Below are 24,997 nucleotides of genomic sequence, written 5' to 3'. Positions count from 1 at the left end.
TTCCTTCAAAACGCGTCCGAAGCGGCGGTGCCATCTGGCCCCGCCCCAATTTCTGCCCCATCGTCGGACGACGGGTTGTGCGGGTCGGAATCGCGGTTGGCCGCGTCCCTACTCCATCCTGTGAAAAACTGCCAGCGGCTCAAATGCGCAAGCACACGCGCCGCAGCGCGGGCATCGGTTATCGCCAGATGCACCGCATTCTCGCGCCCCAATGCCATAGATAGGGTGCCACGGTCCACCGGCAAGACCCGCCCCTCGCGGCCCGAGCCCTCATCGTCCTCGCCGACCCGCCACGCCTGCGCCAGTTTCTTGCGCCCGTCCTCGCCCGCATCGCTGGCATGGAGGAGCAGGCGAACCTGGCCCTTGCGTGCCGCGGTTTCGATCTTTTCATTGCCGCTCAGCAAGGTGCCCGAGCGCGATTCGAGCCCCAGCCGGTCGAGCGTCGCGCGTTCGAGCTGCGCCGCTATGCGCGCGCCGAGGTCGTCGGGGATGGTGAACTGGCCCTCGTGCAACGCACGCGCGAGCCCGCTTTTCAGCTTGCCCTTTGCCTGCGCCGCTTCGAGTTCAGCACGGGTGACGCCGATCCACGCGCCGCGCCCCGGCGCCTTGCCATGGACGTCGGGCGCGATGCTGCCGTCGGGACCGAGCGCGAGGCGCACGAGTCGCTCCGCCGGCGAAACCTCGCCGGTGATGACGCAGCGCCGCTCGGGCACATGCTGGCCGCGCCGACCAGCGCGGTCTGGTTCGCTCAGTTGATCATTGTGCGGGGTCCGCATCAGCGGCCTCCCCGGTTGCGGGTTCGTCTTCGAACCAGTGCGCGCGCGCCGCCATGATGATCTCGTTGCCCTGCTCTTCGGACAGGCCATATTCGCCGAGCACGCCGCCCTTGTCCTCGGTGCGCTCGCGCGCCGGACCGCGGCGATTGTCCTGACGCTTCTTGGCGATCAGTTCGTCGGTGGCGAGGTCGGCGAGGTCGTCGAGCGTCTTGATCCCGGCCTTGCCGAGCACGACGAGCATCGCTTCGGTCAGGTGCGGGATTTCGGCGAGATCGTCCTCGACGCCCAGGCCGCGGCGTTCCTGGCGCGCTGCCTCTTCGCGGCGTTCGAGAGCTTCGGTGGCGCGGCTCTGCAGTTCCTGGCCGAGTTCGTCGTCGAAACCTTCGATGCTCGCCAGCTCGTCGAGCGACACATAGGCCACTTCCTCGAGCTCGCCGAAGCCTTCGGCGACGAGCAGCTGCGCGAGCGTTTCGTCGACGTCGAGCTCTTCCTGGAACATCGTCGAGCGTTCGACGAATTCGCGCTGGCGCTTCTCGCTCGCGTCGGCCTCGGTCATGATGTCGATCTGGCTGCCGGTCAGCTGGCTGGCGAGACGGACATTCTGGCCGCGGCGGCCGATGGCGAGCGACAGCTGGTCGTCGGGAACGACGACTTCGATGCGGCCGTCGTCCTCGTCGATCACGACGCGCTGCACCGTCGCCGGCTGGAGCGCGTTGACGACGAAGGTCGCGGTGTCCTCGGACCAGGGGATGATGTCGATCTTTTCGCCCTGCATTTCCTGGACGACCGCCTGGACGCGGCTGCCCTTCATGCCGACGCAGGCGCCGACGGGATCGATCGAGCCGTCATAGCTGATGACGCCGATCTTGGCGCGCGAGCCCGGGTCGCGGGCGGCGGCCTTGATCTCGATGATGCCATCGTAGATTTCGGGCACTTCCTGCGCGAAAAGCTTTTTCATGAAGTCGGGGTGTGCGCGGCTGAGGAAAATCTGCGGCCCGCGGTTTTCGCGGCGCACCGACAGGATCAGCGCGCGAACGCGGTCGCCGACGCGCATCAGTTCGCGCGGGATCTGCTGGTCGCGGCGGATGACACCTTCGGCGCGGCCGAGGTTGACGACGATGTGGCCGAATTCGACCGATTTGACGACGCCGGTGATCAGCTCGCTGGCGCGGTCCTTGAACTCTTCATACTGGCGTTCGCGGTCGGCTTCGCGGACCTTCTGGAAGATCACCTGCTTCGCCGACTGGGCGTCGATGCGGCCCAGATCGACTGCGGGCAGCGGGTCGACGATGAAGTCGCCGAGCTGGGCGTCCTTCTGCAGCTTCTGCCCGGCGGTGAGATCGACCTGCTTGAAATAATCCTCGACGGTCTCGACGACCTCGACGACGCGCCACAAACGAAGATCGCCGGTCTGGACGTCGAGCTTGGCGCGGATGTCGTTCTCGGCGCCGTAGCGCGCGCGCGCCGCGCGCTGGATCGCTTCCTCGATCGCCTCGATGACGATGCCCTTGTCGATCATCTTCTCGCTGGCCACCGAATTGGCAATGGCGAGCAGCTCGGCGCGGTTGGCGGAAATGGCAGTGGCCATCAGTCCTGTCCTTCTTCTTCCAGTTCGTCCGCGCCGTCGAGCGACAGCGGGATGGTTGCGGCAATCAATTTGTCGGTGAGGACGAGCTTCGCCGTGTCGATCGCGTCGAACGGCAGTTTGTGCTCGACCTCTTCCTTGTCGACGATGGTGACGAGGTCATCGCCATCGATCCCGGCGAGCAGCCCGTTGAAACGCTGACGCCCGTTCAATTTTTCCTTGAGCGTGACCTTCGCCTCATGCCCCGCCCAGTCGGCGAAGTCGCTGTGGCGGGTCAGCGGCCGGTCGATGCCGGGCGACGACACTTCGAGGCGGTACGCCACCTCGATCGGGTCCTTGCCCGCTTCCTCGAGCGCGTCGAGCTGGGCCGAGATGCGGCGCGACAATTCGGCGCAATCCTCGATCGTCAGCTGGCGCGTCTCCGGCCGTTCGGCCATCACCTGCAGGGTCGGATCGCTCTCGCCGCCAAAAAAGGCGACGCGCACCAGCGCAAGGCCGAGCGCTTCGGCTTCGGGGGCGATGATCGCATTGAGAACGTCGAGATCGGCCAAGCGGGTCTTTCAAAACGGTTGGGCGGAAAACCATGCGGGAATAGCCGCCGCGGCCCGCGGCCCCGACGTCCCAACTGGCTAACCATGTCAAGAAGTAGGGCGCATATAGGCGGTGCGGGGGATTCGGGCAAGGGGGAATGCCGCCGGCTGTGGAGGCCCGGAGCCAACCCCGCATCGCCATACCAAATGGCGGCGCCCATCAACGCCTTCCCCCCTTGCCTTTTCGTAATTCCACCCAGCGACCGCGGCCCTTTTGGTACCGCCATTTTCATACCATTTTTCCGCGACTTCCTATGTCGCAAGCTGTTATGCTAACGACATGCAAGCCCAAAACGCCAGCTCGCCCGCGCCCCGGCCCTTTGCCGACCTGATCGATGGAGCCAGCGATTTCGGGCCGCTTCCGCCCAAAGCCAACCCGATGTCGGGGGTCTATATGGGGCGGGAAATCGTGATGACCCAATTGTGGACCGGGCATAGCTTTCTCGCGTCGACCCGCGACATGATCGTCACGCCCAACATCCTCCACTTCGGGATGGTCGAACCGCACAACAGCCGACTGCTCGTTTCCTTGATCCAGCCCGGCGACGTCGTCGTCGACGTCGGGGCGAACACCGGTTTTTATTCGGTACTCGGCGCGTGGCGCGCGCAGCCGGGTGGCCAGCTCTGGGCGTTCGAGCCAAATCCGACCGCCTATGCGCTGATGTCCGACAATCTGCACAACAATGGTTTTGGCGGTATCGCCCGCCGCCATCGCATCGCGCTATCGAATCGTCAGGGGGAGGCGATGCTGCGTGTCTTTCCGGGCTATGAGGCGACCTCGACGATCCGCGACATCTCCTCGGCCTTTGTCGAACATACCGAACGCGAAACGGGACGCGCCTCGCACGAAGTCGCGGTGCCGGTCGACACGCTCGACGCTGTCATGCACGGCTGCCCCGGGATCGATTTCATGAAAATGGACGCCGAGGGTCATGAACCCGAAATCATCGACGGCGCGCGCGAGATATTGGCGCGGTCGAAAAATCTGAAGATGCTGATGGAGTTCGTGCCCCCGATCCTGGACGCGGAAAAGGCGCGGGCAATGCTGAGAACGCTTCGCGAATTGGGCCTGATCATCTACCGGCTCGACACCGATGCGAATCTGACGCGATACGACGATGACGACGCGTTGATGGCAATCGATTTTTCGGATCTGGTCGTCGTCAGGCCCTGATCACGTCCGGTCAGCCCTCTGTTTCCACCACGATATGCGGCCACTGCCCCGCGAGCCGTTCGGCCCAGCGCTCATAAGGCCAGGGAATGACCTCGGCATCGAACCAGAACAACCGTTCGCCCTCGAGATCATAAAGCGACACCGCGTCATCGCTCTCGTCCTGCCGCACGATGCGGATCTTGCCGATGCGCGAGGGGTGGATGCGCCCTTCGTCGCCACCCGACGCGCCAACCCGTCCCTGCCACCAGACAAGATCGCCGGTCGCGGGATCGACGAAGCTGCCACGGTTCGGGTTGGCGAGCATGTTGAGCGCCGCGCCGAGTCCGACCAGCGCCCCGAAACCCTGCGCCAACGGCACCAGCCAGGGCGCGCACTCGCGGCCGTCCGCGCTGCAATTATGCGCCGGATCGATCGCCGACCCCGCCCAGAAAAAGGCGAGGCCGAAGGCGAGCAGCAGCCACATGCGGTAGTCGGTTCGCGCGCTGCGCCGATAGCTGGGAATGGCGGTGCCGGTCATGGCGATGCCATAGCCCGACGGCGTCAACGACCGGCTAACGACCGGCGGCATTCCCCTTTCGGATGACGCTTGCTAAAAAACCGCGAGCGCGGCGAACGGAGGCCCATATGACGGCGGCAAACAAACTCGAAGGCCAGTGCCTGTGCGGCGCGGTGACGGTGCGGATGACGCCGCCCGAACCGCATGTCGATGCCTGTCACTGCGGCATGTGCCGGCGTTGGGGCGGCAGCGCGCTGCTGTCGCTGCGCATGGTCACCGACCCCGAGATCGAGGGGGCCGAGCATATCGGCCGCTATGCCTCCTCCGAATGGGCCGAGCGCGGCTTTTGTCGCCAATGCGGAACGCACCTGTTCTTTTTCTATAAGCCGAAGGCGAGCTATTCCTTCACCGCCGGGCTGTTCGGCGGCGCCGACGGTTTCGCCATGGTCGAAGAAATCTTCATCGACGAAAAACCGGCCCATTATGCGTTCACCGGGACGCGCGAACGGCTGACCGGAGCCGAGGTTATGGCGAAATTCGGGGTCGGCGAAAGCTGACCGGCGGCACGGCACCGCGCCGCCCGGGCATAAGCATGCGTTACAATCCTGTCCCCGTGCGGGACACCCTCGGCGCCGCGCAACATTTTGTTCGCACCTCGCGGCATAAGACAGGCTGCCGGACCCCGCGCGAATCGGTCGCGAAGGGGGGCACGAGACGCATTTGACGCATGAAGCCCGAATTCAACCTCTCGGCGCGATCGCCTTGGCTCGACCCGGCGCGCGACGCCGCGCCGCGTGGACCCCGGCGACGCTGGTGGATCGGCCTCGCCTTCGCCAGCCTGCTCGCCTGTTTCGCACTCGTCGCGACCACCGGGCAACTGCGCGCCTATGTCCCCGGCCCCTATAGCGTCAGCGTCCCGCTGACTTTCAAAGTCTACGACCCCACCCGCTGGGCGATCATGAACGCCGGGGACTATGAGGACGCGCTGAAACTCGATCCGACGCTTCCCGATCCGGGCAGCGTCGGCTGGGCCGACGCGACCGCGACCCCCGGGGTCGATCCCGCGACGCTGCGCCAGGAGACCTTCGTCGGACCGCCCGCCAAACCCTATGTGTTTCGCGGCGTCACCGCGCTCGACCGCGAACGCGCCCATTATTGCCTGACCTCGGCGATCTATTACGAAGCCGCGTCGGAAAGCGACGACGGCATGCGCGGCGTCGCGCAGGTCATCGTCAACCGTGCCCGCCACCCGAGCTTTCCCAACACGATCTGCGGCGTCGTGTTCCAGGGATCGCAGCGCGCCGGGGTGTGCCAGTTCACCTTCAGTTGCGACGGCGCGATGGCGCGCGCGCCGAGCAAGGCCAACTGGCTGCGCGCCAGCCGCATCGCATCGGCGGCGCTGAACGGCTATGTCTTCCCGGGGGTCGGGCTCGCGACTCATTATCACACGCAGGCGATCTGGCCGCGCTGGGGCAAGAGCCTGGTGATGACCAACATCGTCGGCGCGCATATCTTCCACCGCTGGCGCGGCCGCTGGGGCATGCCCGACGCCTTTCGCGCGCCGTATCTCGGCCGCGAGCCGGTGCCCGGCCCCTATCTGCCCGTCGCCCAGCAGCTCGCGATCCTAAAGGGCCAGGGCGCCGCGCCGACGGGCCTGCTTCCCGAAGGCAGCGGCACGCTCGCGCCGTTGCCCAACGTCGCCCCCGCGCCGACGCCGCAGGCGATGGCGCAAGGCGAACGCGCGATCGGCACCCCGGTGGCGACACCTGCCGCGCCCGCGAAAACCTATGCCGACCCGCGGCTCAACCAGTCGGGACAGGTCCGCGAGGAATATAACAAGAGCGGAGAGTGGATTCGCTGACCCGTTAGGCCTAGCCTGCCACCATCATCCGCAGGGAGGTTTGTCATGGGACATGTGAAGGGCATCGGCGGGCTGTTTTTCCGGTCGAAAGACCCCGCCGCGCTCAAGACCTGGTATCGCGAGCGCCTGGGCATCGGCGGCGGGTGCAGCGCCGACGAGAGCGTCGCGCCAAATGAATGGGTGTGGAATGTCGCGGCGGGTCCGCTCGTCTTCGAACCCTTCAAGGCCGACAGCGACTATTTCCCAGCCGACCGGCAGCATATGATCAACCTGCGCGTCGACAACCTCGACGCCGTGCTCGCCCCGTTTCGCGCCGCGGGCGACGAGGTGATCACCAAACCCGAATGGGATGACCCGAGCCTCGGCCGCTTTGCGCGCGTTTTCGATCCCGAAGGCAATCCGATCGAATTGTGGGAACCCGCGGCGGCGTAAGCGGCATCGACCAACAAAGCCTCGTCATTGCGAGGAGTCAAAGGCGACGCGGCAATCCAGAGTCGCGTAACCCGCCCTGGATTGCTTCGCTTCGCTCGCAATGACGATGCTTGGAAGCTTATCGTCCCTGGCTGCGCCAGCGCTTGACGACGCGCTCGAGAATCTCGGCCTCGCCGCCGGTCTCGCGCCATAGTTTCGAGAAGAGCGGATCGCTCGACGCCGGGCGCTTGTCCTCTTCGAGCGTGTCGAGATAGACGCGGATCGGGATCGAGACGCCTTCGCCGCAGATGATGCATTCGCGGTTGCGCAGCGCGGGGATCGAATCGATGAAGCCGCGCGCGCCTTCGGGCATTGCCGCCTTGACGAAATGCTGGTCGCGTTCGTTGTTGAGGCGCATCGAGATGATCGTGCCGCACTGCGACAGCACGCCTTCGGCCAGATCCGACGGGCGCTGGGTGATCAGGCCCAGCGAGACGCCATATTTGCGGCCTTCCTTGGCGATGCGTTCGAGGATCTTGCGCACCGCCTGGCCCTGGCCGACGTCCTTGGCGGGAATATAACGATGCGCCTCTTCGCAGACGAGCAGGATCGGGCGCTGCGGCTCGCCGCGCGACCAGATCGCATAGTCGAAGGTCAGCCGCGACAGCACCGCGACGACGACGGCGGTGATGTCCGAGGGGACCCCCGACACGTCGATGATCGAAATCGGCCGGCCGTCCGACGGCAGGCGAAAAATCTTGCCGATGAAATTGGCCATCGTGTCGGCGACGAGCATGCCCGAGAACATGAAATTATAACGCGGGTCGGCGCGCATTTCCTCGATCTTGCCCTTGATCCGCATGAAGGGCGCGCTCGACGACGCCTTGTCGAGCCGGCCCATCTCGTTCTGCAATATGTTGAGCAGGTCGGACAGGAGATAGGGGATCGGCGAATCGACGGTGAGCTTGGTCATGCCCTCGGCCAGCCGGTTCTTCTGCCGCGCCATCAGCAGGCACTTGGCGAGCACATCGCAGTCGCCCTGGCGATCGCGGCCCTCGCTGGTGACGAACACCTCGCAATGTTCTTCGAAGTTCATCAGCCAATAGGGCATGGCGAGATTGTCGACGTCGAACAGCGCGCCGGTGTTCTTGAACGCCGCCGAATATTCGCCGTGCGGGTCGATCATCACGATATGGCCCTGCGGCGATTGTTCGCAAATCTTGTGGAGGATCAGCGCGGCGCTGGTCGATTTGCCGGTGCCGGTCGATCCGAGCAGCGCGAAATGCTTGCCCAGCATCGCGTCGACATAGAGCGACCCGCGAATATCCTTGGTCGGATAGACGGTTCCGATCTCGACATGCGCGCGGTCGTCGGCGGCATAGATTTGCTTGAGGTCCGCGCTGGTCGCCGCATAGGCTTGGCTGCCGGGAATCGGATAGCGGGTGACGCCGCGGCGGAAATTGTGGATGCGGCCGGTCAGCTTTTCTTCGTCGCCTTCCCCCAGAAAGTCGATCGAGGCAAGGATCAGCCCTTCGCTGCGCTCGTGCAATTGCTGGTCGCGAATGCTGGCGAGCAGCCAGACATTGCCGACGCGAACCTTGATCTGCGCGCCGACCTGGCCCGCCATGGCGACCGCCGGATCGCCCGAATCCGACAGACGCTGCAGCGCCCCTACGTCGAGCAGGATGCGCGAAGCGGAGCCCGAAATATCAATGACTTCGCCGACCAACAGGTCGTCGCGATGATGTGCGGCGGCGGGGTTGACCGGCGCTGCGGTCGCGACGCCGCCAGCCAGCCGGACGTGCTGCACCGGCGCAGCTTCCCCGGCCTTGTACCCGCCACCTTGCATATCCATCAAAACTGCCCCGCCTGTGTCGTTTCGTGACCCCGGACACCGGTATCGCATCTGATGGTAAAGAAAGCGCTTATGATCGGCAAAATCGAGGGGTTAGCGCCGCTTGAAGGCTGCCGACGCCGCATAGCCGAGGAGCAGCGACAGCGCGACCGCGGCCAGCCCATAGAGAAAGCCGTGGCGCTGCGCCGCAAGCGCCACGAAGCGTTCGAAACCCGCCTTGCGGATCTCGACGTTGCGCGACGCGACCGCGAGCACGCGCCCCTTGCTGATCAGGAAGGTTTCGGCGCGATAGGTTCCGACCGGCACCCGCGCCGGCACCGGAATGCGCGCGCGGTACAACACGCCTTCGCTGATTTCCACCGCCGCCGGATTCTCGTAAAAAAGCCCGAGACGGCGATAAAGGTCGATCAGCCCGTTTTCGAAACGCTCGAGCTTGGCAGCCTCCGAAAAGCCCGTCGGCGACATCGACAGGTTGGTAAGGCCGAGCTCGAAGATTGCCGCAGTGCGCTCGTCGACCAGCTGATCGATCGGCCGCGACGAGCCGATCGCGTAGAAGCCGGGCGAGGTACGCAGGCGGATGCTGTTCGCATTGACCCAGATGCCCGCGACGCGTTTCTTTTCGCGCAGGACGATCGGGCGCACCGGCCCCTTCAGCACGACGACGATGTCGGCGCGGTCGTCGGGCAGGCGCTGGCCGGGATAGAGGATCGCGCCGAATAGCAGCAATTCCTCGCCGGTGAAACTGTACTGGATGTCGATCGCGCGGCTCGACACGTCGGGGACAAGACGCGGATCGTCGGCGCGCGCCGGGCCGGTCGCGAAGAAGGTCGCAGCCAGCAACAGCAGCAAGGCGCAGACGCGGGTCACTGGACCGTGTAGATTTCTTCGGGGCGGATGAAGAGGTCGACCGCCATGCGCAGCGCGACGAGCAGCACGATCACCGCGAGCGCCATGCGCAGATATTCGGGCTTCACCTTTTGCGCGAAACGCGCGCCGACCTGCGCCCCGGTGACGCTGCCGATCAGCAGCAGCCCGGCGAGCACGATGTCGACCGCGCCGGTGGTCATCGCATGGACCATCGTCGTCGCGATCGTCACGAACAATATCTGGAACAGCGAGGTGCCGACGACGACCTGCGTTCCCATGCCGAGCAGAAAAATCATCGCCGGGACCATGATGAAGCCGCCGCCGACCCCGAGCAGCATCGTCAGCACGCCGACGGCCATGCCGAGCAGCAAGGGCGCGAGCGGCGAAATATAGAGGCCCGAGCGATAGAAGCGCCAGCGCAGCGGCAGGTTGGCGACCATCGGATGGTGCCGCCGCTTACGCGCCGGGGCCGGCACCCCCGCCTTCATCGCCCGCAGCGCCCCCCACGCCTCGCGCGCCATGAACGACCCGACCGAGCCGAGCAGTGCGACATAAAGGATGTTGATCGTCGTATCGATCTGCCCCCACGCGGTGAGCAGCTCGAACAGCGCCGCACCGATCAGCGAGCCGATCAGCCCGCCCGCGACGAGCACCGTGCCCATGCGCAGGTCGATCCCGTCGCGTTCGAAATGCGCGAGCGCGCCCGACACGCTGGCGCCGGTGACCTGGGTCGCCGCCGATGCCGCCGCGACCGTCGGCGGAATGCCATAGAAGATCAGCAGCGGCGTGGTCAGGAAACCGCCGCCGACGCCGAACATGCCCGACAGGAACCCCACCCCGCCGCCGAGCAGGATGATGACCAGCGCATTGACCGACAAATTGGCGACAGGAAGGTAGAGATCCATGGGCCCCGAATGCGAAAATGCGCCCCGGACGGAGCGGCTGCGCCGACCCTAGACCAGTTTCATGCCATGGGGAATCGCCGCAGCACGGAAAATCGGGAAAAATCAGAAGTCGGCGGCGAGAGTCAGCGCGAGACCGCTGCCGGGCTTCGCATCGCCCGCCACGCGCTGCCGCCAGTCGAGCGCGAGGCGGCTGCCCTCGCCGACTTCGGGCAGGCGCAGCGTCAGCCGCGGGCCGACATCGACCCGCCCCGCGCCCGGCTGTACCGCCCCCGCCGCGAGCGCGCCGAGATGCAGGCTGGCCTGCGGGTTCCGGGCGATTTCGCGGTCGACGACGACCGCCGCATCGGCAAAACCGTCGCGCCGCCGCGCCCCCACGATGCCTGCCTGTCCATAGGCTTCGAGCCGGAAACGCCGCGGCAAGGCGACATCGCCGACCCCGCCGCTGACCATCGCCGCGAGGGCGGTGCGCCCGGCGCTTCCCGCCGCGACACGCTGCTCGATCGCGACATCGAGCGGCAGGTGCCGGGCCGGAGCGAAAGCAAGGCCGAAGGCGAGTTCGCGCTGGCGCGTTTCGGCGAGCGCGAGCGTCGCGCGGCCATAGGCGCGCACGCGCCCGCTGTCGCCGAAACCAAAAGCGAGCCGCGCGCCGGCCTGGCTGCCGCCGAGCTGGCTCGCCGCGGCGATGCCGCCGGGCGGCGCATCGCCCGACCCGCTGCGCATATAGGCCCAGCTGCCGAGCGACCAGCCGGCAAGCTGACGCTGCATCCAGAAGGGCTGGCCGCGGCCGGGCGGCGCGGCACGCGCCGGCAGCGGCGCGGTCACCCACGCCGATGCACCGGCCGGAAAGGCGGCGGCCGAGGCGCCGCCGACTTGCGGCGGCAGCAATCGCGCCATCAGCGCGAGCCGCAGATTGTGCCGGTCGCCGCCGCCCCATTCGCCGCTGGCCGCGTCCGTATCCGCGACCGGGGTTTGCGGCAGCGGGCGCGACATCCGTTCTTTCTGCTGTCCGCCCGCAGCGATCATCGAAGCCGGCACGGCGCGGGGCGTCGCTTCGGCGGTCGCCCATGGTGCAGGCATGGCCTCGCCCGCCCAGGGCGGAGGCGGCATCCCGGGTGGCGACGACGGGATCGCTGGGTTCCAGTGCGCCATCACCCGCACCAGCGTCCAACCGCCGAGCAGGAGCAACAGGAAACGCAGCGACCGCGCGTCGCGACGCGTGTGGCGGGCGATGATGACGCCCGTCACCCGCTGCGCCCCGGTGGCAGCGCCGGAACCGGCAGCGCGTCGCGCTCGCCATGCGGTGTCTTGTCCCATACCACCCGCCCCGACCGGAGCATGCGCCAATAGACCGCGACCGCGCGCCGCGCCGCGAGCATCGCGACGATGTTGGCGACAAAGGCGCGCGGGATCGACCGCAGCCCCTGCCGCCAGCCATAGGCGCGCGCCGCGAAATGGCCGCGCATGCCCAACCGCCAGAGCAGCAATGTCGCCGACAGGCCCATCAGATATTGCAGCATCGCCCCCGGCGGACGCGCCTGCCAGCCGAGGAGCGCATGGCCGATCCAGCCCGCCGCGCCGACGACCAGCGCGGCATAGGCGGCGAGCAGGACAAGCGCCGCGAGCGGGGCACGGCGATCGCGCCACAGCATCCAGCGGGCACGCCAGCCGCCGTCCTGCGGCCCCGCCCAGCCGAGATGGTCCCATCCCGCGAGCGCGATCCCCGCGATCCAGCGCGATTTCTGGCGCACCGCGGTCTCGATCGTTTCGGGGAAAGCGCCGCGCGACACGATCCAGTCGCCCGCGTCGTCGATGGCCGCGACGAACGCGGTGCCAAGGCCATGGGTGCCGACGAGGATCCCGATCTCATAATCCTCGGTCAGGCTGTCGGCGCGAAAGGGCTGACCGCCGCGTTCGATCGACAACAGGGTCAGCGCGTGGCGCGTCAGCGCGCAGCCAACCCCGGCCGAGGGCAGCGGCGCACCGATCCGCGTGCGCAGCGCCAGATCCTTGCCATGCGCCTCGGCGAATTCGTCGGCATAATGGCCCGCGACCCATTGCTGCCCGAGCCCGAGCAGGGGCAGCACCGGAATCTGCACCATCGCATGGCGCGTCAGTTCGGCGCGGTAGAGCGCGAGCTCGCCGCGGTGGACGATATCCTCGGCGTCGTGGAGCACGATGCCCGCGAACCATATGTCCTCGACCCGCTCGTCGCTGCCCATCGCCGCCCACAACCGGTTGAGGTTGTCGCCCTTGGTCGTCGGCCCTTCGGCATCGCCGATCACCAGCCGGAGGCGCGGATCGCCCGCGACCAGCGGCGACACCGCGAACAGCGTCGCCGCATCGTTGGGATAACAGCCGAGATAGATGCGGAAATCCTCGCCCTGCCAGGCGGCGAGCGTCCGCCGGATCATCGCGGGCAGCACCTTCGCCTCGTCCCAGGCCGGAACGAAGATCGCGAGCGGCCCCGCGAGCGGCGCCCGCGGCCGATGATCGCGCAGATAGCGCGGCGCGGCATCGCGGTCACGGGTGACGAACCACAATATGTCGAAGAACAGATCGTCGAAACCGATGACCAATATGCCGACCGACGCGAACAGCATCAGTTCGTGGCTGGCCAGCGCGACCAGCATTTCCAGCCCTGCGGTCGACAGCCCCATATGCCCCGCCCCCCTGTGGCGTCAGGCACCACAAGCATCTGGAACTAGTCAAAAACACGCGGCGGGTAAAGGGTGACGCGACCGCCATCGCACGCTAGGAGAGGCCCCTCCAATCCACCGAAGAAGCCGCTCTCACCCTATGACCCGCCGCTCGACACGTCCCTCCGCCCTGCGCGATTTCCTCGAAAGCGAGAGCGCGGGCGGGATGTTGCTGATCTTCGCGGCGGCGCTGGCGATGCTGATCGCCAATTCGGCCTTCGGCGAGACATATTCCCACGCGATCCATGCGGTGACCGGCCCCGTGCTGTCCGACAAGCTCGGCCCGATGACGGTCCATCTGTGGATCAACGACGGACTGATGGCGATCTTCTTCCTGCTCGTCGGGCTCGAGATCAAGCGCGAGTTCGTCGACGGCCGGCTCGCCAGCTGGGACCGGCGGCGGTTGCCCTTCATCGCCGCAGCGGCGGGTATGGCGGTGCCGGCGCTGCTCTACATGGCCTTTGCCGGCGGCACGCCGGGCCTCGCGCAAGGCTGGGCGATCCCGGCGGCGACCGACATCGCCTTCGCGATCGGCGTGCTCGCGCTGCTCGGCAAGCGCGCGCCGACCTCGCTCAAGCTGTTCCTCGTCACCGTCGCGATCGTCGACGACATGGGCGCGGTCGCGATCATCGCGCTTTTCTATACCGCCAAGATCAACCTCGTCGCACTCGCGGCGGCGGGAGCGGTCTTCGCCCTGATGTTCGTCTGCAACCGGATGGGGATCAAAAGCCTGCTCGTCTATCTGCTGCTGTTCGTGCTGCTCTGGTACGCGATGCTGCTCTCGGGCGTGCATGCGACGATCGCCGGCGTCCTAGCCGCGATGGCGATCCCGTTCGAGCGGACGCCCGGGGCCCCCGACAGCGCGACCTCGCCGCTCCATCGCCTCGAACATGCGCTGCACCCGTGGGTCGCCTTCGCGATCGTGCCCTTGTTCGGCTTCGCCAATGCCGGGGTCGATATCTCGGGCCTCACCGCCGAACAGATTTTCGCTCCGCTCCCACTTGGGATCGCCGCAGGGCTGTTTTTGGGCAAGCAGATCGGCATCTTCGGCAGCGTCTGGCTGGCCGTGAAATTCGGCATCGCCGGCAAGCTGCGCGGCGCGACCTGGCTGCAAATCTATGGCGTGTCCTTGCTGTGCGGTATCGGCTTCACGATGAGCCTGTTCATCGGCGGCCTCGCCTTCCCCGGCGATGCGCTGCTCATCGAGGAAGCCAAGATCGGCATATTGATGGGTTCGCTGGTTGCCGCGCTCGCCGGTTATGCGGTACTGCGCTTCGCGCCGCTGCACCCGCAGCATGGCGCGGTCGAAGCCAGCTGCGATGACGAAATCGTCGGCGACGGCGACGTCCGCGATACCTCGGAGCCGATTTCCGCATGATGCACCGCCTGCGCTTACCTCTGGCCGTCATGCTGACCGCCTCGACGCTGTCGGGCTGCTATGCGCTCGACCCCGAGATGAAGCGCACGGTCGAGGCACGCAAGACGCAGGACAGCCCCGCCGGCCCGGAGCGCAACCCCGCGCTGCCCGACACTGCCGCGAAGGCCCCGGTGCCGGAAGCAGCGGTGCCCGAAGTCGACGTGCGCCGGGTCGAGGTCGTGCGCGGCATGACCGCGCTGCCGCCGCCTTCGGGCGCGCCGGCCGCCCGGCCCGACGCCAATGGCGAAGAACGGGCGACGATCATTCCGGGCCTCACCGCCCTGCCGCCGCCGTCGGGATCGGCACCCGGGCTGCCCGCATCACCCGACCTGCCCCCACCGCCCGCGCCCGCCGCCGATTGGCCGGTGCGCTCGGCCGCCACGGTCGACCCCGCCGCCGCGACGCTCGCGGGTCAGACGGTCGACGCCATCGCCACCGCCTATGTCTCGCTCAGCCTCGAAATCGGCACACATGAAAAGGGTTATATCGACGCCTATTATGGCCCGCAAAGCCTGCTCGACGCCTCGACCGCGGCGCCCCGCGACCAGAAGGCGCTGCTCGTCTCGACCCGCCAGCTGATCGCCAAGCTCGAAGAGATCGCACCCGACCTCTCCGACCCGATCGAGCGCCAGCGCCGCGCCTTCCTCGCGGCGCAGCTCCGCGCCGCCGAGACGCGGCTGATGATGATGGGCGGCGCACGTTTCTCCTTTGCCGAAGAGGCCGAGCGCCTGTTCGGGGTGCGCCCGGTTCTGAAGCCGCTCAAAAGCTATGACGCGGCGCTCGCCTCGGTCGACGCGCTGGTTCCCGGCGAAGGCGCGCTGGCGACGCGGGTCGAGGCCTATCTCGACCGCTTCACCATCCCCAAGGACAGGTTGCAGGGGGTGTTCGAGGCCGCCATCGCGCGCTGCCGCGGGCGCACCGTCGCGCATGTCGCGCTGGCGCCGGGCGACAGTTTCGAATTGCAGTTCGTCACCGGCAAGAGCTGGAGCGGCTATAATTATTACCAGGGCGGCTATCACAGCATCATCCAGGTCAACACCGACTTGCCGATCCGCCTGTCGCGCGCGCTCGACCTCGGTTGCCACGAGGGCTATCCCGGCCACCACCTCCTCAACATGAAGCTCGAGGAGCAGATGGTGAAAGGGCGCGGCTGGATCGAGTATAGCGTTTATCCGCTGTACAGCCCGCAGAGCCTGATCGCCGAGGGCACCGCGAACTACGGCATCGACCTCGCCTTCCCCGGCCAGACGCGCCCCGACACCGAGCGTGACGTGCTGATGCCGCTCGCGGGCATCGAGCCGCCGTCGGACGACCGCTATTGGCAATTGCTCGACGCGATGAAGGCGCTGACCGGGGCGCGGCTGACGATCGCCCAGCAATATCTCGACGGCGTCATCGACCGGCCGACGGCGGTCCAGCTCACCGAAAAATATCTACTCGTCTCGCCGGCGCGCGCCGAACAGTCGGTCAGCTTCACCGACCAGTATCGCAGCTATGTGATCAACTATGGACTCGGCGAGGAAATCGTCCGCGCCTATATCGAGCGCGGCGAACCCGACCGCGACGAAATCTGGCGCCGCTTCGCGCTGATCATCGGCGAGCCGACCCTGCCCTCGGACCTGCTGGCGCGATGAAGCGCGCGGCGCCCTTGCTGTGGCTCGGCCAGTCGGGGTCGCCGCGCCGTCCCCCGGCGGGGGTCGCGCCGCGCGGCTGAACACCTTCGGCGCGCCGCGACGCGCGCCGTCCGTTCCTCCGTGCCATTTTCGCAAGGGATAAGCCCATGCTCGACAAGACCGAAACCCACCGCCGCATCGAAACCCCCGACATGAAAGATTATGGGGTCTATCTCGCGGTCGACCGCCTGCTGCTCTGCCAGAAACCGCTCGCCGAACTTTGCACCCCCGACGAATTGCAGTTCCAGATCGTCCACCAGGTCGAGGAATTGTGGATGAAGCTGATGGCCTTCACCCTCACCGAGATCGACGGCCATATGGCCGCGGGCGAGACGATGCGCGTGCTCAGCCTGTTCGACCGGGTCAATCGCATCATGCGGATGATGACCGACCAGCTGGGGCTGCTCGAGACGATGAGTCCCTTCGACTATCAGTCGATCCGCCTCCAGCTCGGCAACGGGTCAGGGCAGGAAAGCCCGGGTTTCCAGCTGCTCCTCACTTTGCCACAGCCGTTATGGGCGCGCTACAAGGCCGCCTATCTCGACCCGACGGGCCGCAGCGTCGCCGACGTCTACGACACCGGCTACAAGCATGACGACGCTTATATGGTTGCCGAGGCGCTGGTCGAGTTCGACGAATTGTTCCAGCTGTTCCGTGCCCATCACATCACCCTGATCCACCGTTCGATCGGCATGGGGTCGAAGTCACTGAAAGGCCGTCCGGTCGAACTGCTCAACGCCGGCGCGCGCCACCGTTTCTTCCCCGAGCTCTGGGACATCCGCGCCGAGATGACCGACCGCTGGGGCGCCGAATATGGCGTCAAGCGCGACAGCATCAGCGGCGGCGCGGCGGGGCACGGGAGCGGGCTGTGACGCCCGCGCTGCTTCAGCCCGCGGTCGCGGCGCGCTTCCACCTGCCGCCCGGCAGCGTCTATCTCAAAAGCCATAGCGTCGGCTGCCAGCCGCGCGCCGCAGCCGACGCGCTGCAGGCGCGGCTGCTCGATCCGTGGCGCGAGACCGGCGAGGCCTGGCCCGGCTGGCTCGCCGCGATCGACGACTGGCGTGCCGCACTTGGCGGCCTGATCGGCGTCGAAGCGCGCGACCTGTGCCCGGCAACCAATGTCAGCGCGGCGCTATCGCGTTACCTGTCGGCACTTGGGCAGGCCACCGACCGCCGCACGATCCTGCTCGCACCGAGCGCCTTCCCGACGATCGGCTATGTCGCGAGCGGGCTGGCGGCGGCGGGCTGGACGACGCGCTATTTGCACGCCGACGCCGATGTGCGCGATCCGGCGAGCTGGACCGCAGCGCTCGACGACAGCGTCGCGCTCGTCGTCGCGATGCATGTCAGTTCGAACAGCGGCGCGCTGACCGATATCGCGGCGGTGGCGCGCGCCGCCAAGGCGGCCGGCGCACGCTGCGTCGCCGACTGCGCACAGTCGGTCGGCATCGTCCCTGTGAACCCCGCCGCATGGGGCGCCGATGCCGTGATCGGCACCAGCGTCAAATGGCTGTGCGGCGGCCCCGGCGCGGCGTGGCTGTGGGTTGTCCCGCACGACCGGACGGCGCTCGACCCGATGGAGCGCGGCTGGTGGAGCCACGAAAATCCCTTCGAGATGGACATCGCCGACTTTCGCTACGCCCCCGACGCCCGGCGCTGGTGGGGCGGCACCCCCGATGTCGCGCCCTTCATCCTGTCGACGGCGGGGATCGGCGAGATCGCGGCGATCGGCGTCGATGCGATCGGCGCGCACAATCGCACGCTGCAAGCAATGCTACGCGACGCGCTGGAACCGAAGACCCCCGGGTGGAGCTGGCCCGAAGGCGCTGTCGGCGGGACGCTCTGCATCGATACCTGCACCGACCAGCCGCGCGTTGCCGAGGCGCTCGACCGGCACGATCTTCGCGCCGATTTCCGCGGCACGATCCTGCGTCTATCGTTCCATGCCTATAATGGCGTCGCCGATGTGGAGCGGGCGCTCGCCGCGCTCGGCTAGATATCGACGACAATCTTGCCGAAATGCGCGTTGGCGATCTGGTGACGGAAGGCGTCGCCGAGCCGTTCCAGCGGGAAATGATCGCTGATCACCGGCCGGATGCCATTCGTCTCGACGCCGTCGATCAGCGCGAGTTGCTGCGCACGGCTGCCGACGGTCAGCCCTTGCACCCGCAAATTCTTGCCCATCAGCAGCGCGGTCTGCACCGGTCCGGCGATGCCGGCCAGCACGCCGATCAGCGCGACATGGCCGCCGACGCGCGCCGCGACCATCGACTGGTCGAGCGTACCCGCGCCGCCGATTTCGACCACCGTGTCGACTCCGCGCCCGCCGGTCAGTTCGAGCGCCTTCGCGCCCCATTTCGGCTCTTCCTTGTAGTTGATCAGTTCGTCGGCGCCGAGCGCCTTCAGCTTGTCGAGCTTCGCATCGGACGAGCTGGTCGCGATCACCTTCGCGCCCGCCGCCTTGGCGAATTGCAGCGCGAACACCGACACCCCGCCGCTGCCCTGGATCAGCACGGTCGAGCCCGGCCGGGTCGCCCCGTCGACGAACAGCGCGCGCCATGCGGTGAGGCCCGCGCAGGTCAGCGTAGCCGCCTCGGCCGCCGACCAGCCCTGCGGCACGCGGGTGAACCAGTGCTGCGGGGTCACCACCACCTCGCGCGCATAACCGTCGATGCCGTCGCCCGGCACTTTGGCAAAGGCACTGGCGGGCGGTGCGCCGTCATTCCATTCGGGGAAAAAGAGCGATACGACCGGGTCGCCGACCCGATAGTCTGTCACGCCCTCACCCACCGCCTCGACCGTCCCTGCGCCATCGGACATCGGGATGCGCCCGGCGGCGGTCGGGATCATCCCGGCGACGACGGCAAAGTCGTGGAAGTTGAGCGACGACGCCGCCAGCCGGACGCGGATCTCGCCCGGACCCGGATCGCCCGGATCGGCGAGGGTGGCGACCGCCAGACTGTCGAGCGACGCGGGCGCGCCGAGGCGCATGGCCTTCACCATGAAGTATCTCCTGAAAAGCGGCTCCGCCGCGCTATTTCTGAAAGCAGCCGTAGCTCGCCGTACCGCTGCCGAGCGCGTCGGCGATCCGCACCGAACAATCCCATTCCTCCGGCGCCGCGCCCTCGGCCTGGATCGTCGCCTTGCCTTCGAAGCTGCCATCGGCCTGCGCGCTGAGGTCGGCCTTGAGCACCTTTTCGCCGACGGCCGCCTTGCGCTTGGTCAGATAGGCCTCGGCATCCTTGGCGGTCGGCGCCTTGTTGGCGGGCGCGGCATCGCCGCCGCACGCGGAGAGCAGCAGCGCGGCGGCGAGCGCCGCGCCTGCCCCGATCGACGCGCGCCTCATTCGGCGGCCATCGCCAGTTCGGCGCGCTGCGGTCCGCGGATCACGCCGCCGGGGGTCGGCCCCTGCATCGCGCCGTCGCGGAAGGTCACTTCGCCCGACTTGATCGTCGCGACATAGCCGTCGGCCTTTTGCAGCAGGCGCTTGCCGCCCGCGGGCAGGTCGAAAGCAAGCCAGGGCTTGCCCAGCTTGATCGCGTCCATGTCAATGACGTTGAGGTCGGCGAGATAGCCCGGCGCGAGCACCCCGCGATCCTCCAGCCCGTACAGCACCGCGGTGTCGCGGCACTGGCGCTTGATCGCATGTTCCAGCCCGATGCGGTTGCCGTTGCGGTCGCGCACCCAATGCTGGAGCATGAAGGTCGGCGACGCCGCGTCGCAGATCGTCCCGCAATGCGCGCCGCCGTCGGACAGGCTGTTCACCGTATCGTCGGCGGCCTGCAGGTCCTCGAGGAAATTGAGATTGCCGTCGCGGTAGTTGAGGATCGGGAAATAGATGAAGCCCTTGCCGTCGTCCTTCATCAGCAGGTCATAGGCATATTCGGACGGCGTCACCCCCGCCGCAGCAGCGCGATGCGCGATGCTTTCGTCCATCCGCGGCTCATAGTTGAAGTCGGGGTCCATCTCGAAATGGACCGGCCAGCCCTCGGCGACGACCTTCAGAAAGTCGAGGATATCGCTTTCGGGCCAGATATTGGCTTCCTGCGTCATGCGGGTGCGGAACGCGGGGTCCTTCAGATGCGCGAGCTGCTGCTCCCACGGCAGGTCGATGATTTCGTTCCACGCCGGCTTGAAGCGGAACGGATGCACGGTACCCTGCCACGCCATGATGACGCCATTGCCGCGCAGCGCGATCTGCGCGACGATGTTCGCGCCGGTCGCGTTCTGCTTGCGCATTTCCGCAATCTGCTCCTCGAGCGGCAGTTCCTTGGCGATCGACTGGAGCGCGGCGAAGGTCACCGGGAGGCCGGTTTCGCGGCTCAAATCACCCATCCACTCGAACTCGTTCCACTCGCGCTTCATGTCGCTCGCCATTTCGAACACGCCGTAACCGACGCGCCCCATCGCGCGGCCGATCGCGACCAGTTCCTCTGCGGTCGCGGTGGTGCCGGGGACGAGTTCGCCGTCGATCGACTTGTGGAGTACGGTGCGGCTGGTCGAAAAGCCGAGCGCGCCGGCGCGCACGCCCTCCTCGACGATGCGCGACATTTCGGCGATGTCCGCCTCGGTCGGGATCGCGCCGGGCTTTTCACGGTCGCCGAGCACATAGGCGCGCACCGCGCCATGCGGGACGTGGCACGCGACGTCGACGGTGCGCGGCAGCTTTTCGAGCGCGTCCATATATTCGGGGAAGGTCTCCCAATCCCACGACATGCCTTCGGCGAGCGCGGTGCCCGGAATATCCTCGACGCCTTCCATGAGGCTGATCAGCCATTCGTGGCGGTCGGGCTTGGCGGGGGCGAAGCCGACGCCGCAATTGCCCATCACGACGGTGGTGACGCCGTGCCAGCTCGACGGCGCCATTTCGGCATCCCAGGTCGCCTGGCCGTCATAATGGGTGTGGACGTCGACGAAGCCGGGGGTGACGACCTTGCCGGCGGCGTCGATTTCCTTGGCGCCCTTGCCAAGGTTTTCGCCCACGGCGACGATCCGGTCGCCGTCGATCGCGATGTCCGCGACAAAGGCGTCGCCGCCCGTTCCATCGACGACGGTGCCGCCGCGAATCACCAGATCATGCATGTCCACTCTCCCGATTTTTTCGTTTCAGGGAGAAACCTATCACGGATATTCGATATGCCAAGGCCTCGCGACCGGAGGACAATCAGCCGGGCGGCACATCGCGAAGGAAGGGTGAAAGCAGCTGCCGGTCCCAGCGGTCGGCATCGCGATCATGCGTGGGTCCCAGTCCCAGCGTCTCGACGCGTTCGACATGGGGATCGCGCCAGGTGCCGAAGAGGCGATCCCAGACGGTAAAGAGCGAGCCATAATTGCTGTCGGTCTGCACTTGCCGACTGCTGTGATGGATCAGGTGGACAGCGGGGGTCGCGAACAGCCAGGTGGCGGCGCGCCAGGCACGCCCCTTAGCACGAATATTGGCGTGCTCGGCGATGCCCGCGACAAGCAGCACGAGCTCGGCGATCGCGACCGCCGTCGGCGGCAGCGCGAACAGCCAGATCGCCGGCAGCGCGCACAGGAACGACACGAACTGCTCGACCGGATGATGGCGGAACCCCGTCGTCGCATCGACCCCGGTGTCGCTGTGATGGACGCGATGCAGCCGCCACAGCCAGCCGATGCGGTGCGAGGCGCGGTGCGCCCAATAGGCCGACAGGCTGCGCAGCAACACCGTCACAAGCACCGCGAGCGCGAGCGGCGCGGACGGTAGCGGCAGGGGCGCCGTCCCTTCCCGTCCGGCCCATGCGGCAAAGGCGATCAGGCTGACCGGCACGAGCGCGGCGAGCAACAGGCCGAGGATACCGAGCAGCAAATTGGTCGCCGGGCGCCGCAACCCCGCCCCCACATCGTCGCGCGTGCCGAACAGCGCCTCGGCGCAGGCAGCCGCAACGAAAGCGCCGGCCATCGCAAAGGGCGCCCACGCCATCACCTCCCGTGCGAATATCTGCTCCATCGTGCCAAGCGGTAAAGCCGCTTGCCGCCGTGGCAAGCGCTCGCTACGATTCCGGCACGACGTTATTTTTCCGAGGGGCTTCGATCATGCGCGCATTGGCCGTCACCATTCTTCTTGCCATCCCGACCGCCGCCTTTGCCGGCGTTGCCCCGACCCCCGGCCCCGAAGCCGGCGTCGGTGCCGCAGCGATGGCGGCCGTCGCCGCGGGCTATCTGTTCCTGAAGCGCCGTCGCAGCCGCTAAACCGGCGATGACCGCAGCGGCGGCGGTTTCGCCGCGACGAATCGAGCGCAGTGTCGTTTTCGCCGCCGCGCTGCTGATCGTCATCGCATCGGCGCTGACCACGCGCATCGGCGCGGCGATCGCGCATCGCGGCCTCGTCCCGTCGCTTTTCGAATTATTCGGCGTCAGCGCGATCGTCTGGTTCGCCGCCTTCGCGATATGCGCGATCGCGCGCGACGATGATGGCCGATCGGCCGACCATCGCGGCGACGCGCCGGTCCTCGCCGCGATGGTCGGCGCGGCGCTGCTGCCGCTCCCCGCGCTCGGCGCGGCGGCGGTCTTTGGCGCAGGCGCATGGCTGGCGCTGCGCTCCGAACCGGCATCGGGCGCGCGGCGGATTGGACTGGTTGCACTGGCTCTCAGCGCCCATCTGCTCTGGGGTCCGCTGATCCTGAAGCTGCTCGGCAGCGAGTTGCTCGCCTTCGATGCGCAAATCGCCGCGCTGTTCGCGGGCGGCAATGCCGACGGCAACATCTTCGGCCAGGCGGGATCGCAGGCTTTCACGGTCGGCCAGAACTGCTCGTCGCTGACCAATCTCTCGCTCGCCGGGGTCCTCGCGGTGACGCTGGCGCAATTGTTCGAACTGCGCTTCGATCGCCGTCTCGTCATCGCCACGCTGCTCGCGATGCTCGGCACGATCGTCGTCAACGGCATCCGCCTCGCGACGATCGCACGCCATCCCGACCTCTACGACTATCTGCACGGCGGCGCGGGGATGATGTTGTTCGGCTGGGCCTCGCTGCTCGTCACCGCCGCGATCGTCGGCACCGCCGTCGCGCGTCACCCCGATTTTGCGGCGCGCTGATCGCATCCTGATCGGCGCGGCGCTGCTCGCCGTGGCGCTTGTCGCGGCGAAATTGCTGTGGCTGCCGCGCAACGTCTACCCCGACCGCGAACGGCTGGCGGCGGCGATCGAGACGCGGCTCGCCACGGCGGGCCTGACGAGCAGCCGGCCGTGGGAAGCGGCACCCTTTCGTATCCGCGCCGCCGGCGGCGCCTGTACGATGATCGTCCAGCAACTCGACGTCGAGGCGGCGGAAAAGAGCATTTTCGCCGAACGCGCACGCATCATCGGTCCGGTGCGCTATCTATATGGCGATGGCGTGCGGACCGACTTCCCGCGCACCGGCACGGTGCTGCGCGACCAATATCAGCGGCAGGCGGCGCGGCTCGGCCTGTCGGTCGCGATCGACCCGATCATCGGCGTCGCCGCGTCGCCCGGCTGTCCAGATCCGGCGGCGCTGCTCGCGGGCCTCAAGCTCCGGCCGCGCGCCGGACCGCCGGCGCTGCCCTGACCGATTTCGCGCGCCAGCATCCCGGCGAGCCGTTAGAGTCGCGCGATACCAGCAAGGAGTCGATGCCATGAACCGCAAGCTCGCCGTCCCCTTCGCCCTCGCCCTGCTGCTCGCGGGATGCACCGCCGACGGCGCCGCGCCGCCGCCCACCGCCAATTATGCCGCGGCGCTTGCCGACCCCGCCCGCCCCGCGACCGATCGCGAGCGCGACGCGGCGCGCAAACCCGCCGAACTGCTTGCCTTCGCCCAGATCGCGCCGGGCGAGGCGGTCGGCGACTATGTGATGGGCGGCGGGTATGTCACGCGACTGCTCGCCGCCGCGGTCGGCCCCGAGGGCAAGGTCTATGCCTTCCAGCCCGCCGAATTCATCGCCTTCAAGAAACAATATGGCGACGATCAGGCGGCGGTCGACGCCGCCTATGCCAATGTCGACCCGGTCGGCGGGGCGTTCGCCGCGCCCGCCTTTCCGGTGCCGCTCGACACGATCATCACGGTGCAGAATTTCCACGACCTCTACCTCAAACCCTTCCCCGAAGGGACCGGCGCCAGGGCGAGCGCGGCGCTGTTCGCGGCGCTCAAGCCGGGCGGGACGCTCGTCGTCGTCGATCACAGCGCCGCCGACGGCAGCGGCAAGACCTTGTCCGACAGCCTGCACCGGATCGACCAGGCCGCGGTGATCGAAGCCCTGACCCGGGCGGGTTTCAGGCTTGATGCGACGAGCGACATCTATAAACGCCCCGAGGATCCGCGCACCACGAACGTCTTCGACCCCGCCATTCGCGGCAAGACCGACCAGTTCGCGCTACGCTTCCGCAAACCGAAATAGGGACCAACATGGCCGACGATGATTATGTCTATGACGAAGCGAGCGGCGAATGGATGTCCGCAAGCGATATCGCGGCGCGCGATGCTGCCGCATCGGCAGGTCCCGAGGTGCGCGACGCGGTCGGCAATCTGCTCGCCGACGGTGACAGCGTGGCGCTGATCAAGGATTTGACGGTCAAAGGCGCGGGCCAGACGCTCAAGGTCGGCACGGTGATCAAGTCGATCCGCCTGACCGGCGACGCGCAGGAAATCGACTGCCGCCACGACGGCATCAAGGGGCTGGTGCTGCGCGCGGAGTTCGTGCGCAAGCGCTGACGCG

Annotated in this window: 26 protein-coding genes; 13 read left to right on the top strand and 13 right to left on the bottom strand. The window is 67.4% G+C overall.

All coding sequences use genetic code 11. The features are described 5' to 3' along the window. Positions 1-5: 5 nt before the first annotated feature. From AC07U1_RS08610 to rimP, 3 genes are read right to left on the bottom strand one after another with little or no spacing between them, the layout of a single operon-like run. Positions 6-776 (bottom strand): DUF448 domain-containing protein, encoded by a 771-nt coding sequence (locus AC07U1_RS08610; protein WP_495176816.1) that lies wholly within the window; start codon positions 774-776, stop codon positions 6-8. Beyond that, positions 757-2,364, bottom strand: coding sequence for a transcription termination factor NusA (nusA, locus tag AC07U1_RS08605; protein WP_056345723.1), 1,608 nt, complete (start codon positions 2,362-2,364; stop codon positions 757-759). The genes AC07U1_RS08610 and nusA overlap by 20 nt, the downstream gene beginning before the upstream one ends. Further along, positions 2,364-2,912 carry a ribosome maturation protein RimP gene (gene rimP / locus AC07U1_RS08600; RefSeq protein WP_187141143.1) on the bottom strand — a complete coding sequence of 183 codons (549 nt, stop codon included), beginning with the start codon at positions 2,910-2,912 and terminating at the stop codon, positions 2,364-2,366. Before rimP ends, nusA begins: the two co-directional genes overlap by 1 nt. 319 nt (positions 2,913-3,231) lie before the next feature. Here rimP and AC07U1_RS08595 point away from each other — a divergent pair, with 319 nt between their 5' ends. Beyond that, complete coding sequence (locus AC07U1_RS08595; RefSeq protein WP_187141142.1) at positions 3,232-4,125, top strand: FkbM family methyltransferase; 894 nt, start codon at positions 3,232-3,234, stop codon at positions 4,123-4,125. 10 nt (positions 4,126-4,135) lie between these two features. Here AC07U1_RS08595 and AC07U1_RS08590 read toward each other — a convergent pair whose 3' ends face one another. Further along, the gene (locus AC07U1_RS08590) at positions 4,136-4,693 is read right to left on the bottom strand and encodes a hypothetical protein (protein WP_495197682.1); all 558 of its coding nucleotides are present in this window, start codon (positions 4,691-4,693) and stop codon (positions 4,136-4,138) included. Positions 4,694-4,749: 56 nt separating this feature from the next. Here AC07U1_RS08590 and AC07U1_RS08585 point away from each other — a divergent pair, with 56 nt between their 5' ends. The 3 genes from AC07U1_RS08585 (at position 4,750) to AC07U1_RS08575 (ending at position 6,914) form a co-directional block, all read left to right on the top strand. Continuing rightward, positions 4,750-5,178 (top strand): GFA family protein, encoded by a 429-nt coding sequence (locus tag AC07U1_RS08585; RefSeq protein ID WP_495176818.1) that lies wholly within the window; start codon positions 4,750-4,752, stop codon positions 5,176-5,178. Positions 5,179-5,348: 170 nt separating this feature from the next. After that, the gene (locus AC07U1_RS08580; protein WP_495176819.1) at positions 5,349-6,482 is read left to right on the top strand and encodes a cell wall hydrolase; all 1,134 of its coding nucleotides are present in this window, start codon (positions 5,349-5,351) and stop codon (positions 6,480-6,482) included. Between the two features lie 45 nt (positions 6,483-6,527). Further along, positions 6,528-6,914 carry a VOC family protein gene (locus AC07U1_RS08575; RefSeq protein WP_495176820.1) on the top strand — a complete coding sequence of 129 codons (387 nt, stop codon included), beginning with the start codon at positions 6,528-6,530 and terminating at the stop codon, positions 6,912-6,914. Positions 6,915-7,032: 118 nt separating this feature from the next. Here AC07U1_RS08575 and AC07U1_RS08570 read toward each other — a convergent pair whose 3' ends face one another. From AC07U1_RS08570 to AC07U1_RS08550, 5 genes are all read right to left on the bottom strand, one after another. Next, entirely contained in the window at positions 7,033-8,748 is a 1,716-nt protein-coding gene (locus AC07U1_RS08570) for an ATP-binding protein (protein WP_495176821.1), read from the bottom strand. 93 nt (positions 8,749-8,841) lie between these two features. Then, complete coding sequence (locus AC07U1_RS08565; protein WP_495176822.1) at positions 8,842-9,615, bottom strand: TIGR02186 family protein; 774 nt, start codon at positions 9,613-9,615, stop codon at positions 8,842-8,844. Next, complete coding sequence (locus AC07U1_RS08560; protein WP_495176823.1) at positions 9,612-10,520, bottom strand: sulfite exporter TauE/SafE family protein; 909 nt, start codon at positions 10,518-10,520, stop codon at positions 9,612-9,614. Before AC07U1_RS08560 ends, AC07U1_RS08565 begins: the two co-directional genes overlap by 4 nt. A 102-nt stretch (positions 10,521-10,622) precedes the next feature. Next, positions 10,623-11,765: a hypothetical protein gene (locus AC07U1_RS08555; RefSeq protein ID WP_495176824.1), complete on the bottom strand. Its 1,143-nt coding sequence runs from the start codon at positions 11,763-11,765 to the stop codon at positions 10,623-10,625. Beyond that, a complete protein-coding gene (locus AC07U1_RS08550; protein WP_495176825.1) occupies positions 11,762-13,177 on the bottom strand; it encodes a glycosyl transferase family protein in 1,416 nt (471 codons plus the stop codon). The genes AC07U1_RS08555 and AC07U1_RS08550 overlap by 4 nt, the downstream gene beginning before the upstream one ends. A gap of 139 nt (positions 13,178-13,316) precedes the next feature. Here AC07U1_RS08550 and nhaA point away from each other — a divergent pair, with 139 nt between their 5' ends. The 4 genes from nhaA (at position 13,317) to AC07U1_RS08530 (ending at position 18,302) form a co-directional block, all read left to right on the top strand. After that, positions 13,317-14,594, top strand: a complete 1,278-nt coding sequence (gene nhaA / locus AC07U1_RS08545; RefSeq protein ID WP_492737232.1) for a Na+/H+ antiporter NhaA — start codon at positions 13,317-13,319, stop codon at positions 14,592-14,594. Beyond that, positions 14,591-16,267, top strand: a complete 1,677-nt coding sequence (locus AC07U1_RS08540) for a hypothetical protein (protein WP_495176826.1) — start codon at positions 14,591-14,593, stop codon at positions 16,265-16,267. Before nhaA ends, AC07U1_RS08540 begins: the two co-directional genes overlap by 4 nt. 146 nt (positions 16,268-16,413) lie before the next feature. Further along, positions 16,414-17,178, top strand: coding sequence for a tryptophan 2,3-dioxygenase family protein (locus AC07U1_RS08535; RefSeq protein ID WP_492737236.1), 765 nt, complete (start codon positions 16,414-16,416; stop codon positions 17,176-17,178). Next, entirely contained in the window at positions 17,175-18,302 is a 1,128-nt protein-coding gene (locus AC07U1_RS08530; RefSeq protein WP_495176827.1) for an aminotransferase class V-fold PLP-dependent enzyme, read from the top strand. The genes AC07U1_RS08535 and AC07U1_RS08530 overlap by 4 nt, the downstream gene beginning before the upstream one ends. Here the strand turns inward: AC07U1_RS08530 and AC07U1_RS08525 are convergent. The 4 genes from AC07U1_RS08525 to AC07U1_RS08510 form a co-directional block, all read right to left on the bottom strand. Next, entirely contained in the window at positions 18,299-19,306 is a 1,008-nt protein-coding gene (locus tag AC07U1_RS08525) for a zinc-dependent alcohol dehydrogenase family protein (RefSeq protein WP_495177475.1), read from the bottom strand. The genes AC07U1_RS08530 and AC07U1_RS08525 overlap by 4 nt on opposite strands. Before the next feature lie 34 nt (positions 19,307-19,340). Further along, positions 19,341-19,652 (bottom strand): hypothetical protein, encoded by a 312-nt coding sequence (locus AC07U1_RS08520; protein ID WP_056345685.1) that lies wholly within the window; start codon positions 19,650-19,652, stop codon positions 19,341-19,343. After that, positions 19,649-21,388 carry an N-acyl-D-amino-acid deacylase family protein gene (locus AC07U1_RS08515; RefSeq protein ID WP_495176828.1) on the bottom strand — a complete coding sequence of 580 codons (1,740 nt, stop codon included), beginning with the start codon at positions 21,386-21,388 and terminating at the stop codon, positions 19,649-19,651. The genes AC07U1_RS08520 and AC07U1_RS08515 overlap by 4 nt, the downstream gene beginning before the upstream one ends. 82 nt (positions 21,389-21,470) lie before the next feature. Next, positions 21,471-22,277: a sterol desaturase family protein gene (locus tag AC07U1_RS08510; RefSeq protein WP_495176829.1), complete on the bottom strand. Its 807-nt coding sequence runs from the start codon at positions 22,275-22,277 to the stop codon at positions 21,471-21,473. Positions 22,278-22,363: 86 nt separating this feature from the next. Here AC07U1_RS08510 and AC07U1_RS08505 point away from each other — a divergent pair, with 86 nt between their 5' ends. The 5 genes from AC07U1_RS08505 to AC07U1_RS08485 all read left to right on the top strand — a co-directional run bounded on the left by AC07U1_RS08505 (position 22,364) and on the right by AC07U1_RS08485 (position 24,993). After that, positions 22,364-22,519 (top strand): hypothetical protein, encoded by a 156-nt coding sequence (locus tag AC07U1_RS08505; protein WP_156377610.1) that lies wholly within the window; start codon positions 22,364-22,366, stop codon positions 22,517-22,519. A gap of 7 nt (positions 22,520-22,526) precedes the next feature. Beyond that, complete coding sequence (locus AC07U1_RS08500) at positions 22,527-23,363, top strand: hypothetical protein (RefSeq protein ID WP_495176830.1); 837 nt, start codon at positions 22,527-22,529, stop codon at positions 23,361-23,363. Further along, positions 23,350-23,853 (top strand): hypothetical protein, encoded by a 504-nt coding sequence (locus tag AC07U1_RS08495; RefSeq protein ID WP_495176831.1) that lies wholly within the window; start codon positions 23,350-23,352, stop codon positions 23,851-23,853. Before AC07U1_RS08500 ends, AC07U1_RS08495 begins: the two co-directional genes overlap by 14 nt. A gap of 67 nt (positions 23,854-23,920) precedes the next feature. Next, on the top strand, positions 23,921-24,679 hold the full coding sequence (locus tag AC07U1_RS08490; RefSeq protein ID WP_495176832.1) for a class I SAM-dependent methyltransferase: 759 nt from the start codon (positions 23,921-23,923) through the stop codon (positions 24,677-24,679). Positions 24,680-24,687: 8 nt separating this feature from the next. Further along, positions 24,688-24,993: an alkylphosphonate utilization protein gene (locus AC07U1_RS08485; protein ID WP_056345667.1), complete on the top strand. Its 306-nt coding sequence runs from the start codon at positions 24,688-24,690 to the stop codon at positions 24,991-24,993. The last annotated feature ends 4 nt before the right edge of the window (positions 24,994-24,997 follow it).

Source organism: Sphingopyxis sp. GW821-FHT02C12, assembly GCF_059421785.1.
Note: the sequence above shows the minus strand (reverse complement) of the source record. Positions and strands in the feature narration are given on the sequence as shown.

Coding starts and splice junctions, on each gene's coding strand:
- AC07U1_RS08610 (WP_495176816.1), bottom strand. CDS start 776: ATGCGGACCCCGCACAATGATCAACTGAGCGAACCAGACCGCGCTGGT.
- nusA (WP_056345723.1), bottom strand. CDS start 2,364: ATGGCCACTGCCATTTCCGCCAACCGCGCCGAGCTGCTCGCCATTGCC.
- AC07U1_RS08595 (WP_187141142.1), top strand. CDS start 3,232: ATGCAAGCCCAAAACGCCAGCTCGCCCGCGCCCCGGCCCTTTGCCGAC.
- AC07U1_RS08590 (WP_495197682.1), bottom strand. CDS start 4,693: ATGCCGCCGGTCGTTAGCCGGTCGTTGACGCCGTCGGGCTATGGCATC.
- AC07U1_RS08585 (WP_495176818.1), top strand. CDS start 4,750: ATGACGGCGGCAAACAAACTCGAAGGCCAGTGCCTGTGCGGCGCGGTG.
- AC07U1_RS08580 (WP_495176819.1), top strand. CDS start 5,349: ATGAAGCCCGAATTCAACCTCTCGGCGCGATCGCCTTGGCTCGACCCG.
- AC07U1_RS08575 (WP_495176820.1), top strand. CDS start 6,528: ATGGGACATGTGAAGGGCATCGGCGGGCTGTTTTTCCGGTCGAAAGAC.
- AC07U1_RS08570 (WP_495176821.1), bottom strand. CDS start 8,748: ATGGATATGCAAGGTGGCGGGTACAAGGCCGGGGAAGCTGCGCCGGTG.
- AC07U1_RS08560 (WP_495176823.1), bottom strand. CDS start 10,520: ATGGATCTCTACCTTCCTGTCGCCAATTTGTCGGTCAATGCGCTGGTC.
- AC07U1_RS08550 (WP_495176825.1), bottom strand. CDS start 13,177: ATGGGGCTGTCGACCGCAGGGCTGGAAATGCTGGTCGCGCTGGCCAGC.
- nhaA (WP_492737232.1), top strand. CDS start 13,317: ATGACCCGCCGCTCGACACGTCCCTCCGCCCTGCGCGATTTCCTCGAA.
- AC07U1_RS08540 (WP_495176826.1), top strand. CDS start 14,591: ATGATGCACCGCCTGCGCTTACCTCTGGCCGTCATGCTGACCGCCTCG.
- AC07U1_RS08535 (WP_492737236.1), top strand. CDS start 16,414: ATGCTCGACAAGACCGAAACCCACCGCCGCATCGAAACCCCCGACATG.
- AC07U1_RS08520 (WP_056345685.1), bottom strand. CDS start 19,652: ATGAGGCGCGCGTCGATCGGGGCAGGCGCGGCGCTCGCCGCCGCGCTG.
- AC07U1_RS08515 (WP_495176828.1), bottom strand. CDS start 21,388: ATGCATGATCTGGTGATTCGCGGCGGCACCGTCGTCGATGGAACGGGC.
- AC07U1_RS08510 (WP_495176829.1), bottom strand. CDS start 22,277: ATGGAGCAGATATTCGCACGGGAGGTGATGGCGTGGGCGCCCTTTGCG.
- AC07U1_RS08505 (WP_156377610.1), top strand. CDS start 22,364: ATGCGCGCATTGGCCGTCACCATTCTTCTTGCCATCCCGACCGCCGCC.
- AC07U1_RS08500 (WP_495176830.1), top strand. CDS start 22,527: ATGACCGCAGCGGCGGCGGTTTCGCCGCGACGAATCGAGCGCAGTGTC.
- AC07U1_RS08490 (WP_495176832.1), top strand. CDS start 23,921: ATGAACCGCAAGCTCGCCGTCCCCTTCGCCCTCGCCCTGCTGCTCGCG.
- AC07U1_RS08485 (WP_056345667.1), top strand. CDS start 24,688: ATGGCCGACGATGATTATGTCTATGACGAAGCGAGCGGCGAATGGATG.